General features: G+C 60.6%; 18 protein-coding genes. 9 read left to right on the top strand and 9 right to left on the bottom strand.

Annotation, left to right across the window (positions count from 1 at the left end):
• Positions 1–17 precede the first annotated feature (17 nt).
• Positions 18–1,355, bottom strand: a complete 1,338-nt coding sequence (locus tag QR290_RS25550) for an MFS transporter (protein WP_007958787.1) — start codon at positions 1,353–1,355, stop codon at positions 18–20.
• Between the two features lie 273 nt (positions 1,356–1,628).
• Here QR290_RS25550 and quiC point away from each other — a divergent pair, with 273 nt between their 5' ends.
• Positions 1,629–3,530, top strand: coding sequence for a 3-dehydroshikimate dehydratase QuiC (gene quiC / locus QR290_RS25545; RefSeq protein ID WP_115079289.1), 1,902 nt, complete (start codon positions 1,629–1,631; stop codon positions 3,528–3,530).
• Between the two features lie 102 nt (positions 3,531–3,632).
• Positions 3,633–4,310, top strand: coding sequence for a TetR/AcrR family transcriptional regulator (locus QR290_RS25540; RefSeq protein WP_007958797.1), 678 nt, complete (start codon positions 3,633–3,635; stop codon positions 4,308–4,310).
• Positions 4,311–4,343: 33 nt separating this feature from the next.
• Here the strand turns inward: QR290_RS25540 and QR290_RS25535 are convergent, their stop codons facing one another.
• From QR290_RS25535 to QR290_RS25525, 3 genes are all read right to left on the bottom strand, one after another.
• Positions 4,344–5,198, bottom strand: coding sequence for a shikimate dehydrogenase (locus QR290_RS25535; protein WP_115079287.1), 855 nt, complete (start codon positions 5,196–5,198; stop codon positions 4,344–4,346).
• A gap of 5 nt (positions 5,199–5,203) precedes the next feature.
• Positions 5,204–5,644, bottom strand: coding sequence for a type II 3-dehydroquinate dehydratase (gene aroQ, locus QR290_RS25530; protein ID WP_011336043.1), 441 nt, complete (start codon positions 5,642–5,644; stop codon positions 5,204–5,206).
• Between the two features lie 141 nt (positions 5,645–5,785).
• On the bottom strand, positions 5,786–6,697 hold the full coding sequence (locus QR290_RS25525) for a LysR family transcriptional regulator (protein ID WP_115079286.1): 912 nt from the start codon (positions 6,695–6,697) through the stop codon (positions 5,786–5,788).
• 201 nt (positions 6,698–6,898) lie between these two features.
• On the opposite strand from QR290_RS25525, the gene QR290_RS25520 reads away from it, so the two are divergent.
• Positions 6,899–7,327, top strand: coding sequence for a DUF4160 domain-containing protein (locus QR290_RS25520; protein ID WP_115079285.1), 429 nt, complete (start codon positions 6,899–6,901; stop codon positions 7,325–7,327).
• Positions 7,324–7,770, top strand: coding sequence for a hypothetical protein (locus QR290_RS25515; RefSeq protein ID WP_115079284.1), 447 nt, complete (start codon positions 7,324–7,326; stop codon positions 7,768–7,770). The genes QR290_RS25520 and QR290_RS25515 overlap by 4 nt, the downstream gene beginning before the upstream one ends.
• Before the next feature lie 55 nt (positions 7,771–7,825).
• Here the strand turns inward: QR290_RS25515 and trmA are convergent, their stop codons facing one another.
• Positions 7,826–8,905, bottom strand: a complete 1,080-nt coding sequence (gene trmA, locus QR290_RS25510) for a tRNA (uridine(54)-C5)-methyltransferase TrmA (protein WP_115079283.1) — start codon at positions 8,903–8,905, stop codon at positions 7,826–7,828.
• Positions 8,902–10,197 carry an NCS2 family permease gene (locus QR290_RS25505; RefSeq protein WP_064599583.1) on the bottom strand — a complete coding sequence of 432 codons (1,296 nt, stop codon included), beginning with the start codon at positions 10,195–10,197 and terminating at the stop codon, positions 8,902–8,904. The genes trmA and QR290_RS25505 overlap by 4 nt, the downstream gene beginning before the upstream one ends.
• 220 nt (positions 10,198–10,417) lie before the next feature.
• Between QR290_RS25505 and QR290_RS25500 the strand changes: the two genes are divergently transcribed.
• Both QR290_RS25500 and QR290_RS25495 read left to right on the top strand, forming a co-directional pair.
• On the top strand, positions 10,418–10,867 hold the full coding sequence (locus QR290_RS25500; RefSeq protein ID WP_289203848.1) for a DUF4879 domain-containing protein: 450 nt from the start codon (positions 10,418–10,420) through the stop codon (positions 10,865–10,867).
• Positions 10,868–10,934: 67 nt separating this feature from the next.
• Positions 10,935–11,486, top strand: a complete 552-nt coding sequence (locus QR290_RS25495; protein WP_289203847.1) for a DJ-1 family glyoxalase III — start codon at positions 10,935–10,937, stop codon at positions 11,484–11,486.
• A gap of 5 nt (positions 11,487–11,491) precedes the next feature.
• Here the strand turns inward: QR290_RS25495 and QR290_RS25490 are convergent, their stop codons facing one another.
• Positions 11,492–12,730, bottom strand: coding sequence for an MFS transporter (locus tag QR290_RS25490; protein ID WP_289203846.1), 1,239 nt, complete (start codon positions 12,728–12,730; stop codon positions 11,492–11,494).
• Positions 12,731–13,129: 399 nt separating this feature from the next.
• Between QR290_RS25490 and QR290_RS25485 the strand changes: the two genes are divergently transcribed.
• From QR290_RS25485 to QR290_RS25475, 3 genes are read left to right on the top strand one after another with little or no spacing between them, the layout of a single operon-like run.
• A complete protein-coding gene (locus QR290_RS25485; protein ID WP_289203845.1) occupies positions 13,130–14,566 on the top strand; it encodes a cytochrome ubiquinol oxidase subunit I in 1,437 nt (478 codons plus the stop codon).
• A gap of 3 nt (positions 14,567–14,569) precedes the next feature.
• Positions 14,570–15,577, top strand: a complete 1,008-nt coding sequence (gene cydB, locus QR290_RS25480; protein WP_085732878.1) for a cytochrome d ubiquinol oxidase subunit II — start codon at positions 14,570–14,572, stop codon at positions 15,575–15,577.
• A 57-nt stretch (positions 15,578–15,634) separates the two neighbouring features.
• Positions 15,635–15,802, top strand: coding sequence for a DUF2474 domain-containing protein (locus QR290_RS25475; RefSeq protein ID WP_289203844.1), 168 nt, complete (start codon positions 15,635–15,637; stop codon positions 15,800–15,802).
• Positions 15,803–15,870: 68 nt separating this feature from the next.
• On the opposite strand, the gene QR290_RS25470 is transcribed toward QR290_RS25475, so the two are convergent.
• Both QR290_RS25470 and QR290_RS25465 read right to left on the bottom strand, forming a co-directional pair.
• Positions 15,871–16,995: a methyltransferase gene (locus QR290_RS25470; protein WP_115079279.1), complete on the bottom strand. Its 1,125-nt coding sequence runs from the start codon at positions 16,993–16,995 to the stop codon at positions 15,871–15,873.
• A gap of 176 nt (positions 16,996–17,171) precedes the next feature.
• Positions 17,172–17,879, bottom strand: a complete 708-nt coding sequence (locus QR290_RS25465; protein ID WP_115079278.1) for an autoinducer binding domain-containing protein — start codon at positions 17,877–17,879, stop codon at positions 17,172–17,174.
• Positions 17,880–17,916: the final 37 nt, after the last annotated feature.

Raw genomic sequence — 17,916 nt, 5'->3', positions numbered from 1 at the left:
TTCTCAGTATTGAAGGGCTACTCGGTGACGGTAGGAATCTTGCGCGGTGCCATGAAGTACATCCAGGTCAGCGCGATGAAGTACATCGCCGGGATCAGGGTGAACAACACGGTGTAGTTGTTGTTGGTGACGGTCAGGATATGGCCGACGATCTGGGTCATGAACATCCCGCCGATCGCCGCGCACATGCCGCCGAAACCGAACACCGTGCTCATCATGTGCTTGGGCGTGTAGTCCATCACCAGGCTCCAGATGTTTGCAGTCCAGGCCTGATGCGCGCCGATGGCCAGGGAGATGGCGGCGACGGCGATCCACAGATTGGCGGAGCCGGCGGCCATGACCACGCCGATGATGCAGCAGGCAAACAGGAACATCGACAGCAGCCGCGCCTTGATCGAGTTCATGCCGCGACCGATCAGGAACGAAGACAGAATCCCGCCGCCCACGCTGCCGAAGTCGGCGGTGACGTAGATGATGATCAGCGGAATGCCCATCTGGGTGACGTTGATGCCCAGGTTGTATTGCTGATTGAGAAACGGCGGCAGCCAGTACAGGTAGAACCAGAACACCGGCGCAGTCAGCGAGTAGGCGAGGGCGAAGGCCCAGGTGCCGCGCATGCGCAGGATTTTCGAGAACGGCACGCGGGCCTGTTCCGGTTCGACTTCTTTCTGGATGTATTCCAGCTCCGACTGTTTGACGCTCGGGTGATCTTCCGGGTTGAAATACTTCAGGCCCCAGAACAGCAGCCAGATCCCGCCCAGTGCCGACATGCACAGGAACGCGGCCTGCCAACCCCACACGTGAAGGATCAGCGGCAGCAGCATCGGGGTGAACATCGCGCCGACGTTGGTGCCGGCGTTGAAGATGCCGGTGGCCACCGCACGTTCGCCAGCCGGAAACCACAGGCGCGTGGTCTTCACGCAGGCCGGGTAATTGGCCGCTTCAGTCAGACCGAGGATGAACCGGCAGACCATGAAGCCCACCGCCGAAGTCGCCAGGCCGTGGGCACCGGTGGCCAGGCTCCAGAGCAGCACCGCGCAGAAGAACACGCGTTTGACGCCGACCCGGTCGATCAGCCGTCCTTGCAGCACGAAGCCGATCGCGTAGCCGACCTGAAACCAGAAGTTGATGTTGGCGTAGTCCATCGCCGTCCAGCTCATTTCCTTGGCGAGGATCGGCTGCATGACGCCGAGGGCGGCGCGGTCGATGTAGTTCAGGGTGGTGGCGAAAAACACCAGCGCCAGCATGCCCCAACGGGTCTTGCCGACGGCCATGGCGCCGCGGATCTTGTCGCCTATGCCACCCGTGGCAGTGCTCATGGCCGGAGCCATGCGGGAAGTCTGTGAAGGAATCATGTGTTCCACCCGTTTTTGGATTTGTTATTTGGTGTGCTTTTTTTGTGCACGCTGCGACCGGTGGTTCAGTTCCGGACTCAAGGTGAGAGGGATGTTGGGCAGTGGACGAAAAATCGTCAATTCGCCAAACCGGCATTGTGTTCGATAATCGCACGCAAAACTAACCGGGTAGTACAGTTTAAATTGCTCAATGAAAAACCGGGACCAATAATTCGCTCACCCTATAAAAGCGGCGCAGTTTTCGTAGCCGACGTCTCCACCGGGAGTTGAAACATGCAGCGATCCATTGCCACCGTTTCCTTGAGCGGAACCCTGCCGGAAAAACTCGAAGCCATTGCCGCCGCCGGGTTCGACGGGGTGGAGATTTTCGAGAACGATCTTCTGTATTACGACGGCAGCCCCCGGGAAATCCGGCAGATGTGCGCCGATCTCGGAATTGCCATCACCCTGTTCCAGCCGTTCCGCGATTTCGAAGGCTGCCGCCGTGATCGTCTGGAGCGTAACCTGGAGCGGGCCGAGCGCAAGTTCGACCTGATGCAGGAACTGGGCACCGACCTGGTGCTGGTCTGCAGCAACGCCTCCCCCGACAGTATCGGCGATCAACAGATCCTCATCGACGACCTGCGTCTACTGGCTGAACACGCCGGCGCCCGTGGCTTGCGCATCGGTTATGAAGCGCTGGCCTGGGGCCGTCACGTCAATACTTATCAACAGGTCTGGGACATCGTGCGTCAGGCCGACCATCCGGCCCTCGGCGTGTTGCTCGATAGCTTCCACACCTTGTCGCTGAAAGGCGATCCACGGGCGATCGCCGAGATTCCCGGCGACAAGATTTTCTTCGTGCAGATGGCCGACGCGCCGATCCTGGCGATGGACGTGCTGGAGTGGAGCCGGCATTTCCGCTGCTTCCCGGGGCAGGGTGAATTCGATCTGCCGGGTTTTCTCGCACCGATCATCCAGAGTGGCTACACCGGGCCGCTGTCGCTGGAAATCTTCAATGACGGCTTCCGCGCCGCACCGCCTCGGGCCAATGCCGCCGACGGTCTGCGTTCGCTGCTGTACCTGGAGGAGAAAACCCGCCAGCGTCTGGAGCAGGAAATCCGCCCTGTGGATAACCGCGAAATCCTCTTTGAAACGCCGAAGGCCAGCGAATACAACGGCATCGAGTTTCTTGAGTTCGCCGTGGATGAAAGCCTCGGCGCCAAGCTGTCGAACTGGCTGGAACGGCTGGGCTTCGTCAAGGCCGGCCAGCATCGTTCCAAGAGCGTCAGCCTGTTGCGCCAGGGCGATATCAACCTGATCCTCAACTCCGAACCCTATTCGTTCGGCCACAGCTTTTTCGAGGCCCACGGCCCGTCGCTGTGCGCCACCGCCGTGCGGGTCAAGGACAGCGCCAGCGCGCTGGCCCGCGCCGTCGCTTATAAAGGTCAGCCGTATCGCGGACTGGTCGGCCCCAACGAGCTGGAATTGGCGGCGGTGCGGGCGCCGGATGGCAGCCTGATTTACCTGGTGGATCAGGAGGCGGATGTCTACGGCACCGACTTCAATCTGCTGCCGGATGCAGTGGCGCGTGGCGGCCTCAAACGCATCGATCACATGGCCATGGCGCTGCCGGCAGACAGCCTCGACAGTTGGGTGCTGTTCTACAAGAGCCTGCTGGATTTCGAGGCCGATGACGAAGTGGTGTTGCCGGATCCGTACGGGCTGGTGAAGAGCCGCGCACTGCGCAGTCGAGACAGTTCGATCCGTCTGCCGCTGAACATTTCCGAGAACCGCAACACCGCGATCTCGCACGCGCTGTCGAGTTATCGCGGCTCCGGGGTACATCACATCGCCTTCGATTGCGACGATATTTTCGCCGAAGTCAGCCGGGCGAAAGAGGCGGGCGTGCCGCTGCTGGACATCCCGCTCAACTATTACGACGATCTGGCGGCGCGTTTCGATTTCGATGACGAATTCCTCAGCGAGCTGGCGTACTACAACGTGCTGTACGACCGCGACGCACAAGGTGGCGAGTTGTTCCACGTCTATACCGAGCCGTTCGAGGGGCGTTTTTTCTTCGAGATCATCCAGCGCAAGAACGGTTACGCCGGTTACGGCGCGGCCAACGTTGCGGTGCGGCTGGCGGCGATGGCCAAATCACGCAGTGGCGCTGTTCGCCAGGCGAAGTTGTAGGAAATTCGTAAACGCGGGATTAAACACGGGCCGCGCGGCTTCCTTCACCGGGGCGCGCGGCCCATAATCGCCAGCCTGTGCAGTGATGGCCGTGAGCCCGCAATGACAATGACTTCAGAACTTTCCGCAGCCCCCGTTCTACCAGCGGTAGAGCCGCGCAAAAGTCGCAAGAACAACCCGGAAAAGACCCGCGAGAATATCCTGCAGGAGGCGATCGTCGAGTTCGTCCAGCAGGGTCTGTCCGGTGCTCGCGTGGACGCGATCGCCGAGCGCATTCACACCTCCAAGCGCATGATCTATTACTACTTCGGCAGCAAGGAGCAGTTGTACGTCGAGGTGCTGGAGAAGCTCTACGGCGATATCCGCAGCACCGAAAACCGTCTGCACCTGGCCGAATTGCCGCCGGTGGAAGCGATCCGGCGTCTGGTGGAGTTCACATTCGATCACCACGATCGCAATGTCGATTTCGTGCGGATCGTCAGCATCGAAAACATCCACAACGCCGAGTACGTGAAGCGTTCCGACGCGATCAAGGCAATGAACAACACCATCCTCGATTCCCTGGGCGAGATTCTGCGTCGTGGTGCTGAAGAAGGGGTGTTCCGCGCCGGGCTCGACGCGCTGGACGTGCATCTGCTGATCAGTTCGTTCTGCTTCTATCGCGTATCGAACCGCCACACGTTCGGTGAGATCTTTCAGATCGACCTGCCGGACGAAAGTATCAAACAGCGTCATCGCGAGATGATTTGCGAGTCGGTACTGCGCTACCTGCAGGCGTGACCGAAGTCGAGGGGGCGTCGCCCCCTCACGGTTTTATCCATTCATGCTTTGAAAATGCGCGAGCATCCGTTGCGCATCCGGCACCCTGCCGCTGAACAACTCAAACGCCTTCACCGCCTGAAACACCGCCATGTTGCCGCCATCCAGGGTTCGGCAACCCAGGGCGCGGGCGTTGCGCAGCAGTTCGGTTTCCAGCGGGAAATACACGATCTCCGCTACCCACAACTCGGGTCGCAGCAGCGCCGCTGGCACGGGCATGCCGGGTAATTTGGCCATGCCCATCGGCGTGGTGTTTACCAGGCCATTCGCCTGACTCAACGTGCTCGCCAGATCATGCCCGGCAACCGCGCGGCCTGCGCCGAAATGCTGATTGAGGTTGTTCGCCAGACTTTCGGCGCGCTCCACGTCCACATCAAAAATGCTCAGTTGCTGTACGCCTTCGCTCAACAAGGCGTGGGCGACTGCCGCGCCTGCGCCGCCGGCGCCCATCTGGACTACGCGTTCGCGGGCGACGTCTGGCAGGCCGCGTCGAAAACCTTCGGCGAAACCCAGGCAATCGGTGTTATGGCCGACGCGCTTGCCGTCCTTCAGCACCACCGTGTTCACGGCGCCGATGCCCCGGGCTTCTGCAGACAATTCATCGAGCAGCGGAATGATTGCCTGCTTGCAAGGGAAGGTGATGTTCAGCCCGGTGTAGTTCATCCGCTCGGCGGCCAGCAGCAGGTCGGGCAGGGCGTTGCTGTCCAGTTGCAGTTGATCGAGATCGATCAAGCGGTACAGGTAACGCAGGCCCTGTTCGTCGCCTTCGTGTTCGTGCAGGGCAGGGGTACGAGAGGCCTGGATGCCGGCGCCGATCAGCCCGGCGAGTATCACGTTGTTACGATTCATGCGGATCACCCCTTCAGCCGCTGGCTGAAATGTTCCAGGGCCAGGCGATAGCCGTGGCTGCCGAAGCCGCACATCACCGCCGTGGCGATGGCCGAGACGAACGAGTGATGACGGAACGGTTCGCGGGCGTGGACGTTGGACAGGTGCACTTCGATCACCGGCAATTCACTGGCGACCAGGGCATCGCGAATCGCTACCGAAGTGTGAGTCCAGGCGGCCGGGTTGATCACGATGCCGGCGCAGCGCTGGCGGGCGCCGTGAATCCAGTCGAGCAGTTCGCCTTCGTGATTGGTCTGGCGAAACTCCACGGCCAGGCCGAATTCTTCAGCGGCGCGCCCGCACAGGGCAGAAATGTCGGCCAGGGTTTCGTGGCCGTAGGTTGCCGGTTCACGGGTGCCGAGCAGGTTCAGGTTCGGGCCGTTGAGCACCAGAACGATAGGGGGCATGGGGGCAAACTCCACTTATTGTTTTTGGCTTGGGCCGAAGGTTTCGACCTGTGGAGTTAAATTGTACTAGCTGGTTACTTTAATCAATTGCTCTGCATCGACAGCCCGGTTTTGTGTGCGGTGATCGCACACTGGTGGGAATCAGTGCGGCAATTGCTCGACCAGAAAATCGATGAAAGCCCTGACGCGCAGCGGCATGTGGCGATTCTGCGGGTACAGCAAGGTGAACGGTCGCGAGCGTCCGCTGTAGGGTTTGAGCACTTCCACCAGCGAGCCGTCGGCCAGTTCCTTTTCGACGATAAAGCGGTAGGTCTGGAACAACCCGGCGCCGTGCCTGGCCAGGGTCACGCCACCGAGCACATCGTCTGAACAGCAAAAATTGCCCTCGGCGAGAATTTCCCGTGGCGCGTCTTCGTCGTAAAACAGCCAGGTAATCCGCCGCCCGCTGCTGGGCAACTCGTACTGAATGCACTCGTGCTGTTCGAGGTCTTCGAGTGTCTGCGGCGTGCCGGCACGTTTCAGGTAGTCGGGGCTGGCGACCATCACCAGCGCCGCGTCTTCCAGGTGGCGGGCGATCAGGCCTGAGTCTGGAATCGCTCGCACGCGGATCGCCATGTCGTAACCCTCGCCGACGAAGTCGATGTTGCGATTGCTGATGTGCATGTCGACCTTCACCTGCGGGAAGCGCGCGCGAAAGGCCGGCAGCAGCGGCAGGATCCGATGGTGGGCGTAGGTCGTAGGAATACTGATACGCAGGGTGCCGGACGGTTCCTGTTGCTGGCCCATGACTTCCCGTTGTGCCTCGACCAGTTGCGCCAGCGCCTGGCTGCATTCTTCGTAGTAGCGCCGGCCGCTGTCGGTCAGTTTCACGCTGCGGGTGGTGCGTGCAAACAGCCGCACGCCCAGGCGTTCTTCCATGCGTGATACCGAGCGGCTCACTGCTGCCGGCGTCACCGAAGCCGCCTGCGCCGCACCGGTGAAACTGCCGCACTCAGCGGCCAGGCAAAACAACTCGATGCTGCCCAGCTGAAGATCGTCGAAGTGTCGCTGCATGATTGATTACACCGGGGAATGAGTCTTCGTATGTAGCAAATGCGCGGTCGCTGCGAAAGAACTGCTTACCATTTTGCGCGAGGCTTTTGCGGCTGCCGCACTAGGCTCGAAAGGTAACGGCCATAGCAGGCGTTGGCGCTGATGGTCGGATTTTCCAGGGAATGGCAAGTGTTGAAACTTTAAACCTAACGGATGGGTAGCATGAAGGTATGCAGTTACAAAGGACTGTCAGTGGTGATCATGATGCATGACGAACATTGTCCGCCCCACGCACATGTGGATGCAGGAGCCTGGAGCGCCCGCTTCAAATTCAGTTTCTGGCACAACGGCGTCGAACTGTGGGATGTGGTGCCGTTGTCGCATCGACCACCGGTCAGCCTGCTTGAAGGGCTGCGCCAGTCGCTGCGTGAGACCGATCATCTGCGGCGGGCCCGCTGGATCTGGTGGACTCGATTGCGAACGGCCTGTCTCGACAATCAGTGGTGGGACGGGCAGTCGAATCAAGTGGCGGTGCTGCGGGAGGTCACCAGCACGAGTTTCAGGATTGGATCGGCGTATTACGAGCCAGAGGTCAACAAAACCTTGTTGGCCCTGGTCGGCGCTCACGAGGGAGTGGAAATAGAATTATGAAAACAGTCAAAGCCGCGTTGCACGCGGATCGGCCTGTCACGGAAAAACGTCTGGACGAAGCCGTCGACCGTGGTGGCGTGCGCCGTCGCAGCAGCCTGCAAGCCGTATCGGTGACCTTTCAGAAACCCTGTCTGGTGATTCGCTTCGAGGACGACAGTGGCGTGCTGCTGCCAGTGAATCTCTACCGTGAATTCGATGATTTCGAACCGCAAGACTTCAGCGGATTGAACGTCGGCTTTGCCGGCACCGCGCTGTGCCACGACGGCAAGGATTTACAGGTTTCCATCGCCGGGATGATCTCGGCCAGCCAGCCATTGATGGCCATGGCGGCCTCGGTGATCGCTTCTCGCAACGGTCGCCAGAGCAGCACTGCGAAAGCAGAAGCTGCACGAGCCAACGGCAGGAAGGGCGGGCGCCCGCGCAAGATCGATCCCGTGCCATGAACAGGCACAAAAAAGCCGTCGCTCAGGACGGCTTTCTTGTTTCTGGCACCTGCGATCAACGCCGGGTCAGCAACACGCCGGATTCCATGTGGTGAGTCCACGGGAACTGGTCGAACAGCGCACAGCGGGTGATGCGATGCGTGTCGTGCAGTTGGGCGATGTTGGCCGCCAGCGTCTCCGGGTTGCAGGAGATGTACAGGATGTTGTCGAAGCGACGGGTCAGTTCGCAGGTGTCCGGGTCCATGCCGGCCCGTGGCGGGTCGACGAACACGCTGCCGAACTCGTAGCTTTTCAGGTCGATACCGTGCAGGCGACGGAACGGGCGAACTTCGTTCAGCGCTTCGGTCAGCTCTTCGGCGGACAGGCGCACCAGAGTGACGTTATCCACAGCGTTTTCGGCCAGGTTGCTCAGAGCGGCGTTGACCGAGGTCTTGCTGATTTCGGTGGCCAGCACTTTGCGTACGCGAGTCGCCAGTGGCAGGGTGAAGTTGCCGTTGCCGCAGTACAGCTCCAGCAGATCGTCGCTGCGATCGCCCAGTGCTTCGTATGCCCAGTTGAGCATCTTCTGGTTCACGGTGCCGTTGGGCTGGGTGAACGCGCCTTCCGGTTGGCGATAGCTGAAGGTGCGACCGCCGACTTCCAGTTTCTCGACCACGTAATCGAGGCCGAGCACTTCGCGCTTGCCCTTGGAGCGACCGATGATGCTGACGCCCAGGTCCGCCGACAGCTTGGTGGCCGCCGCGTGCCAGTGCTCGTCCAGCGGACGGTGATAACACAGGGTGATCATCGCGTCGCCGGCCAGGGTGGTCAGAAACTCCACCTGAAACAGCTTGTGGCTCAGCGCTGCACTGGCCTGCCAGGCCGCCTTCAATTGCGGCATCAACTGGTTGATACGCAGGCTGGCGATCGGAAACTCTTCGATCAGGATCGGCGTGCGCTTGTCGTCCTGGGAAAACATCGCGTAGTGCCGCTCACCGCCCTCGCGCCACAGGCGGAATTCGGCGCGCAGGCGGAAGTTTTGCAAAGGCGAGTCGAACACCGTCGGTTCCGGCGCATCGAACGGGGCCAGCAGGTCACGCAGGCGCGTGACCTTGTCTTCGAGTTGTACGGCGTAGGCCTGGGAATCAAAAGTCATGCGTTGAACCAACCCAGCTTGATCACGAACAGAATCGACAGGATCACCAGCGCCGGGTTCAGCTCACGGGCGCGGCCGGACAGCAGTTTGATCGCGGTCCAGGCGATGAAGCCGAAGGCGATGCCGTTGGCGATGGAATAGGTGAAAGGCATCGCCAGGGCGGTGACCACGACCGGCGCGGCGACGGTGATGTCTTCCCAGTCTATTTCCGCCAGGCCCGAAGTCATCAGCACGGCGACAAACAGCAGCGCTGGCGCGGTGGCGAACGCTGGCACGCTGGCAGCCAGTGGCGAGAAGAACAGCGCCAGCAGGAACAGGATTGCGACGACGATGGCGGTCAGGCCGGTGCGGCCGCCGGCGCTTACGCCCGCAGCGGATTCGATGTAGCTGGTGGTGGTCGAGGTGCCCAGCAGCGAGCCGGCCATTGCCGCCGTACTGTCGGCGATCAGTGCACGGCCCATCTTCGGCATGTGGCCGTCCTTGCCCATCAGGCCGGCGCGCTTGGCGACGCCGATCAGGGTGCCGGAGTTGTCGAACAGGTCGACGAACAGGAAGGCGAAGATCACGCTGACCAGACCGATGTCCAGCGCGCCCTTGATGTCCAGTTGCAGGAAGGTTGGGGCCAGCGAAGGCGGCATCGACGTCACGCCGCCGAACGGGGTGAATCCCATCACGATGGAAACGATGGTCACCGCCAGAATGCCGATCAGCACCGCGCCGCGCACTTTCAGGGCTTCAAGGGCAACGATCAGGGCGAAACCGAGGGTGGCGAGGATCGGCGCCGGTTGTTTCAGGTCGCCGAGGCCGACCATGGTCGCCGGGTTGCTGACCACGATACCGGCGTTGTGCAGGGCGATCAGCGCCAGGAACAGGCCGATACCGGCAGCAATCGCCGAGCGCAGCGGCAGCGGGATGCTGTTGATGATCCATTCACGGATGCGGAAGATCGACAGCAGGAAGAAGCACACGGCCGAAATGAACACCGCGCCCAGCGCTACCTGCCAGGTGTGGCCCATGTGCAGCACGACGGTGTAGGTAAAGAAGGCGTTCAGGCCCATGCCCGGCGCGAGGGCGATCGGGTAGTTGGCGATCAGGCCCATGACCGTGGAGCCGATGGCGGCTGCCAGGCAGGTGGCGACGAACACCGCGCCTTTGTCCATGCCGGTCTCGCCGAGGATGCTCGGGTTGACGAACAGAATGTAGGCCATGGCCAGGAAGGTCGTGACGCCCGCGAGAATCTCGGTCCGCACGTTGGTGTTGTGTGCCTTGAGTTGAAACAGCCTTTCCAGCATGTCTGCTCCCCGTGGCGCGCGTGGCGCCGTGAATGTATCGACCTCAACAGCAAAGCACAGACCGTCGCAAGCGCCTGGAAAATTGTGGTGGGCCGGAAAAAGCCGCGCATCATACCAGCAGCGTGAGGAAGATGGCGGATGTTGGTGTCGATCGTCGGCGAAGTTTTGCACCACGGCCAACTACGCCATACTGCGCGCTGTTTTTTCGGGGATGGATCGCATGAACAAGGGTTGGATGAAGACCGCTGGACTGATGGCCTTGCTGCTGGCCGGTGTACCGGCGGCACTCGCGGCGTCGGCACCGCCATTGAGCGCGGTGAAAGTCATCAAGGTTCAGTCGTCGTCCTGCGGGCTCGAAGACATTACCGATGGCCAGGTGCAGACCCGGTGCGATCACAGCGCGCCGGGCATCAAGGTCTATGTGCTGGAAATCGGTTACGGCCAGAGCCAGCCTCAGGCAGCACTGGATGGCTTTGAAGTGAACGGCACCCGGAGCCCGGTCTGTGCCTTCGATAACGGCAATCTGACCGAATGCACGCCGGGCAGTAAAACCGTCGGTTCGTTGTACGCCTTCGATCTGGCAACTCGTCAGGAAGGCACCTTTACCTTCAGCAACACCTCGATCAACGCCCCGCGCAACACGATGTCGACCCAGCTTTACATCAAGTAACGGCTGTCGCCGAACGGGGCAGGGCAAAGCTGACTACGCTTTAAAGATCACCCAGCGGATGGCGCCCATGACCTTTAGAGCCCTGATTACCCTCGCCGAGGGCATCGATGATCTGCAATGCGTGACCCTGATCGATGTGCTGCGCCGCGCCGGCGTCGAAGTGGTGGCGGCCAGCATCGAAGGCCGGCGCATGCTGACCTGCGCCCGAGGCACGCGCCTGACTGCCGACGGCATGCTCATTGATGTGCTGGCCCAGACCTTCGACCTGATCGTCCTGCCCGGCGGCGCTGTCGGCGCACAACACCTGGCCGCGCATCAGCCCTTGCAACAACTGCTCAAGGACCAGGCCAGCGCCGGACGCCTGTTCGCCGCCATCGCCGAATCTCCGGCGGTCGCGTTGCAAAGCTTTGGCGTATTACGACAACGCCGGATGACCTGCCTGCCCGCCACCAGCCATAACCTCTCCGGTTGCACGTTTGTCGATCAACCGGTGGTGGTCGACGGCAATTGCATCACCGCCCAGGGTTCCGGTGCCGCGCTGGCATTTGCGTTGACACTGGTCGAGCAACTGGCGGGCAAGGCCGCCAGAGCGAAGGTAGCGGGGGAGTTATTGGCCTGAGAAGGTCAGGCCTTCACCTCATCCACCGGCACATGCATCCGGTCGCGGTTGGCCAGGGTCGGGAACAGTTTGATCCAGGTTCCGGTCACCACCAGTGTACCGATCCCGCCCATCACCACCGCCGGCACGGTGCCGAACCAGTGGGCGGTGAGGCCGGATTCGAATTCGCCCAGCTGGTTCGAGGCGCCGATGAACAGGCCGTTCACCGCGCTGACCCGGCCGCGCATTTCGTCCGGGGTTTCCAGTTGCACGAACGAGGCGCGGATCACCATGCTGATCATGTCCGCCGCGCCCAACACCACCAGCACCGCCAGGGAGAACCAGAACGAGGTCGACAAACCGAAGGCGATGGTGGCGACACCGAATACGCCGACGGCAGTGAACATCACCCGGCCGACGTTTCGCTCAACGGCAAACCGCGCCAGGAACAACGACATCATCAACGCACCGACCGCCGGCGCCGAACGCAGCAGTCCCAGCCCCCATGGCCCGGTCAGCAGAATGTCCTTGGCGAACACCGGCAACAGCGCCGTCGCGCCGCCGAGCAGCACTGCGAACAGATCCAGCGAAATTGCCCCGAGAATGTCCGGACGGCTGCGAATGAAACGAATCCCCGCCAGCAACGAATCCAGCGTCGCCTTGCCTTTGTTCAGCGGTGTTTGCCGCGCGGGCAGATTGAGCATCAGCGTGCAGGCGATAACGTACAGAATGACCGTCGGGCCATAGACCCACACGCTGCCGAAGGCATAAAGCAGACCGCCAAGCGCCGGGGCGACGATGGTGGCCGATTGCTGCGCCGACTGCGCGGCGGCGACCGCTCGTGGGAACAGCGCACTGGGCACGATGCTCGGCAGCAGCGCCTGGGTGGTCGGCATTTCGAAGGAGCGCGCAGCACCCAGAAGGAACGCCAGGATAAAGATCATTTCCCGGGTGACATGGTCGGTAGCGCTGCCGATGGCCAGTGCCAGGGCGATCAAGGCTTGCAACGACTGGCAGATCGCCGCGACCTTGCGTCGATCGTAGCGATCGGCAACGTGGCCGGTGTGCAGCATGAACAGTACGCGTGGAGCGAATTCCACCAGACCGACCAGACCCAGGTCGAGCACGTTACCGGTCAGTTGATAGAGATTCCAGCCGATCGCCACGGTGAGCATCTGAAAACCGCTGGCAGTGAAGATCCGGGCAAACCAGAACGCAAGAAAGGGACGGTGGTGACGTAACAGCAAGGGCTCTTGGCTGGGCATTTGCGGGCCGGTCTTGATCGAGGGGAATCGCGAGATTATCACCAGTCTGTAACAGGAAGTTGCTATGACAAAAAATTTAGTTAGCCAGACATCGATTTTTCCGTAACCGGACACCGAACCCGGCAAGGATGTATTTCAGGGAGTTGCCAGAACTGTGAGGCAACTTGTCACGCGGCAAAAGACCACGCGGTTCCCCGTCGGAAATGGGACTACTCTTTCAACGTTGATTGATCCAGATCAAGACCCTTCGCGGAACTGATCCGTGACCCGTCGGCAGACTCCCTGCGTCGCGATGCCTGTAAAAAGAAGAACGAATCCGAGTTCGCCGCACTCCATACCCGTGGGGGCAGTGGTCCAAGGCCGCCAGTCTTGGAACCGTTATCTGATAGAGGAAAGCTTATGTTCGGTTTAGAGGCACTAGATCTCGCCCGAATTCAGTTCGCGTTCACCATCTCGTTCCACATCCTGTTCCCGGCGATCACCATCGGTCTTGCGAGCTATCTCGCGGTGCTGGAAGGCCTGTGGCTGAAAACCCGCAACGACACCTACCGTGACCTCTACCATTTCTGGTCGAAGATCTTTGCCGTCAACTTCGGCATGGGCGTGGTCTCGGGGCTGGTCATGGCCTACCAGTTCGGCACCAACTGGAGTCGCTTCTCGGACTTCGCCGGTTCCGTCACCGGGCCGTTGCTGACGTATGAAGTGCTTACGGCGTTCTTCCTCGAAGCCGGTTTCCTCGGCGTGATGCTGTTCGGCTGGAACAAGGTCGGGCGCGGCCTGCACTTTTTCTCCACGGTGATGGTGGCCATCGGCACGTTGATTTCGACGTTCTGGATTCTCGCTTCCAACAGCTGGATGCAGACCCCGCAGGGCTTCGAGATCGTCAATGGTCAGGTCATTCCGACCGACTGGCTGGCGATCATCTTCAACCCTTCGTTCCCTTATCGCCTGATGCACATGGCGACTGCCGCGTTCGTTGCGACGGCGTTCTTCGTCGGTTCGTCGGCGGCCTGGCACCTGCTGCGCGGCAAGGACAACCCGGCGATCCGCACCATGCTGTCGATGGCGATGTGGATGGCGTTGATCGTTGCGCCGATTCAGGCGGTCATCGGCGACTTCCACGGCCTCAACACCCTCAAACATCAGCCAGCGAAAATCGCCGCGATCGAAGGTCACTGGGAAAACGTCGGTAACGAAGCGACGCCGTTGATCCTGTTCGGCTGGCCGGACATGAAGGAAGAGAAAACCAAATACGCGGTCGAGATCCCGTACCTCGGCAGCCTGATCCTGACCCACTCGCTGGACAAGCAGGTTCCGGCGCTCAAGGAATTCCCGCCTGAAGACCGGCCGAATTCGACCATCGTGTTCTGGTCGTTCCGGATCATGGTCGGCCTCGGCTTCCTGATGATCTTCACCGGCCTCTGGAGCCTGTGGCTGCGCAAGCGCGACACGCTCTACACCTCGCGGCCGTTCCTGTACCTGGCGTTGTGGATGGGGCCGTCCGGCCTGATCGCGATTTTGGCGGGCTGGTTCACCACTGAAATCGGTCGTCAGCCGTGGGTGGTCTACGGGCTGATGCGCACGGCGGATGCGTCTTCCAACCACAGCTTCATGCAGATGAGCATCACGCTGATCATGTTCGTGGTGGTGTATTTCGCGCTGTTCGGTGCGGGTCTGGGCTACATGATGCGCCTGGTGCGCAAAGGGCCGAAGACCGACGAAGGCAAGGAAACCAACGACGGTGGCCCTGGCCAGAAACGCACGCCGGCCCGTCCATTGTCCGCTGCCGACGACGATGGCGCCGAACACGACCGCAGCCTGACCAAGGAGGTTTGAGTCATGGGTATTGATCTTCCGCTGATCTGGGCCGTGATCATCATCTTCGGGATCATGATGTACGTGGTCATGGACGGTTTCGACCTGGGGATCGGGATTCTCTTCCCGTTCATCCCCGGCAAGACCGACCGCGACGTGATGATGAACACCGTCGCCCCGGTATGGGACGGCAATGAAACCTGGCTGGTACTGGGCGGTGCGGCGTTGTTCGGCGCGTTCCCGCTGGCGTATTCGGTGGTGCTGTCGGCGCTGTACCTGCCGCTGATCTTCATGCTGATCGGGCTGATTTTCCGCGGCGTGGCGTTCGAGTTCCGCTTCAAGGCCAAGGACGACAAGCGTCATTTGTGGGACAAGGCATTCATCGGTGGTTCGGTGGCGGCGACGTTCTTCCAGGGCGTGGCGCTTGGCGCGTTCATCGACGGCCTGCCCGTGGTCAACCGGCAATACGCCGGCGGCTCACTGGACTGGCTGACGCCGTTCACGCTGTTCTGCGGCGCCGCGCTGGTGGTGGCGTATGCCTTGCTCGGCTGCACCTGGCTGATCATGAAGACCGAAGGCAAGTTGCAGGAGCAGATGCACAACCTGGCGCGACCTCTGGCTTTCGTGCTGTTGGCGGTGATCGGCATCGTCAGCCTGTGGACGCCGCTGGCCCACCCGGAAATTGCGACGCGCTGGTTCAGCATGCCGAATCTGTTCTGGTTCATGCCGGTGCCGATTCTGGTGCTGGTGACGATGTACGGCCTGATTCGCGCAGTGGCGCGCAATGCCAACTACATGCCGTTCCTTCTGACGCTGGTGCTGATCTTCCTCGGCTACAGCGGTCTGGGCATCAGCCTGTGGCCGAACATCGTGCCGCCGTCGATCTCGATCTGGGACGCCGCCGCACCGCCGCAAAGCCAGGGCTTCATGCTAGTGGGCACGCTGTTCATCATCCCGTTCATCCTGGGTTACACCTTCTGGAGCTACTACGTGTTCCGCGGCAAGGTCACCCACGAAGACGGTTATCACTAATGGTGGTCACGATGGCGCCGACGGCGGCGCCATCTCCCTCAACCGGAGGATGCAAGCATGACCGGCAAACATTCCCTGCACGACATTGAAGAAGCCGAAAAAAAGCCGCTGTGGCAGCGGCTCGGCTGGTTGGCCATGATCTGGCTCGGCAGCGTCGGTGCATTGTTCATCGTCGCCAGCCTGATGCGCATGTTCATGAATGCCGCAGGCCTGACCACGCACTGAGACTTCCCATCCCGCTGCCTTGCGGCACGGATTTTTAACCCTCCGAACGGAGGGTTTTTTTTCCCGGATTATTTGCGCGCCTTGAGGATCACGAATTTCGGCGTGGCCGCCACTTGTTCGACACCCCGAAACAGCCGCGCCAGTTTGCTGTGATAACCCAGGTGACGGTTGCCGACGATGTACAGCGCGCCACCGACGACCAGCGCTTCGCGGGCCTGCTGGAACATGCGCCAGGCGAGGAAATCGCCAACCACCTGTTGCTGGTGGAACGGCGGGTTGCACAGCACCACGTCCAGCGATTGCGCTTCCTGTCCGGCCAGACCGTCGCCGGCGCGCACGATCACGTCACGTTCACCCAGCGCCGCGCGCCAGTTTTCGGCCGCCGATTGCACGGCCATGAACGATTCGTCCACCAGCGTGTAATGCGCGTCGGGGTTTTGCAGGGCGCTGGCGATGGCCAGTACGCCGTTGCCACAGCCAAGGTCGGCGACTCGTGCCGAGCCGAGGTTTTTCGGCAGGTGCGGAAGGAAGGCACGGGTGCCGATGTCCAGCCCTTCACGGCAGAACACGTTGGCGTGGTTGAGCAGTTCGATGGCCGGCTCGTCGAGGCGATAGCGGGTCGGGTAGGGCGAGACGGCCGGAGCCTTGGCCTCGGGCGTGGCGATCAGCAAGCGTGCCTTCTTCACCGCCAGCGAAGCCTGAACCGGCCCGATGTAGCGCTCCAGAAGATCACCGGCGGCGCGGGGTAAATGCTTGACCATCGCCGCTGCCACGACCTGCGCACCGGGCGCCAGTTGGCCTTGCAAGCGAATCAGTTGTTCTTCCAGCAATGCCAGGGTTTTCGGGACGCGGATCAGTACCCGGTCGAACGGCCCGACCAACGGCTCGCTGGCGGGAACGCCTCGCAGAGCATCAAACGCCTGGCCATTGCGCAGCAGGTTTTTTTCCAGGCCCTGAAACGCCAGAAATGAATCACCGCTGGTGCTGACCTGCACTTTGCCTGCGAGGCTGATGGCCAGCGCGCCGAAACTGTCGTTGAGCACCAATACTCGGGTATCCGCTGGCAGATTTTGTTCGGCCAGATGATTGAGCAGGTATTCGTCGGCCGCATCGAAGGCTTGCAGCGGTTCGTTCTGCTGTTCGGGCTGGCGGATCAGATCAAGCTGGGCGAAGGGCGTATCGAGCAAAGGCATGGGGCGGGGACTCTGGGTAATCGACGGGTGTCCCGCGGCCCAGGGGTTCGTGCGGCGGAACCGACCGAGTGGACAACGGCGCGAAAGACTCACGACATCACTCAGGAAGGCTGCAAATGTTACGTTTTTTTTGTTGGTAATACTCGTCTGATTTCAGGGCGGTGAAAGAGATTGATCTAGAGATATCCGGCCTTGGCGGCGGCGATGACGGCTGAAATCTTGTTGCAGGTATTGAACTTGATGATCAGGTTTTTGATGTGATAGTTCACGGTCCGTTCGGCTACATTCAGGATCTGGCCGATTTCCCAGGCGGTCTTGCCCAAGGCGCACAGCCTCACGATTTCGATCTCGCGTATCGACAATCGCACGGGTGGTGGTTTGGCCAGCATTGGCGGGAAGGCAATGACGAACAACTCAATCAAATGTTGCAAGACGTATTGCAACACTCCGTATTCGTTGTACAACTCCAGCGCAAAAATTTCGCAGTGGGTTCGCGCCAGGCTGATTGTGCAGCACAAGTCATGTTCATCGTTGTGATACGACTGCGACCAGCCATGTCCCATTCCATGCTTTTGAAGTGCAATCCACATGAGTGGAGCCTTCGAAAAAGCTTTTCTGCTCCAGAGAAATGGCAACATGGACTGGTGGCAATATGATGTTATTGGATCATCTGCACTGTAGTTTTCTTCGTATTCTGTGTTCCATTCTGACGTGAAGTTATTGATGCAAAACGGTTTAAACGACGGGGAAGCAGGCCGCGAGACCGTAATGCCGCAAAACTGGAAGCCAATATTGTTGGCAAAGTTTTTCAAAATCGGAAAAGCATTTTCGATTTCCTTCGCGCGCGTCAGTTGTTCAATCTGAAATTCCTTCCACCTTTCCATTTTGGCTATTCTCCAAAAAATCGCCGGGGTGCGGGAT

The sequence above is a fragment of the Pseudomonas fluorescens genome (genome assembly GCF_030344995.1).
Lineage (GTDB): Bacteria > Pseudomonadota > Gammaproteobacteria > Pseudomonadales > Pseudomonadaceae > Aquipseudomonas > Aquipseudomonas fluorescens_BF.
The sequence above is the reverse complement of the archived record's forward strand: the minus strand, read 5'-3'. Positions and strand labels throughout refer to the sequence as shown.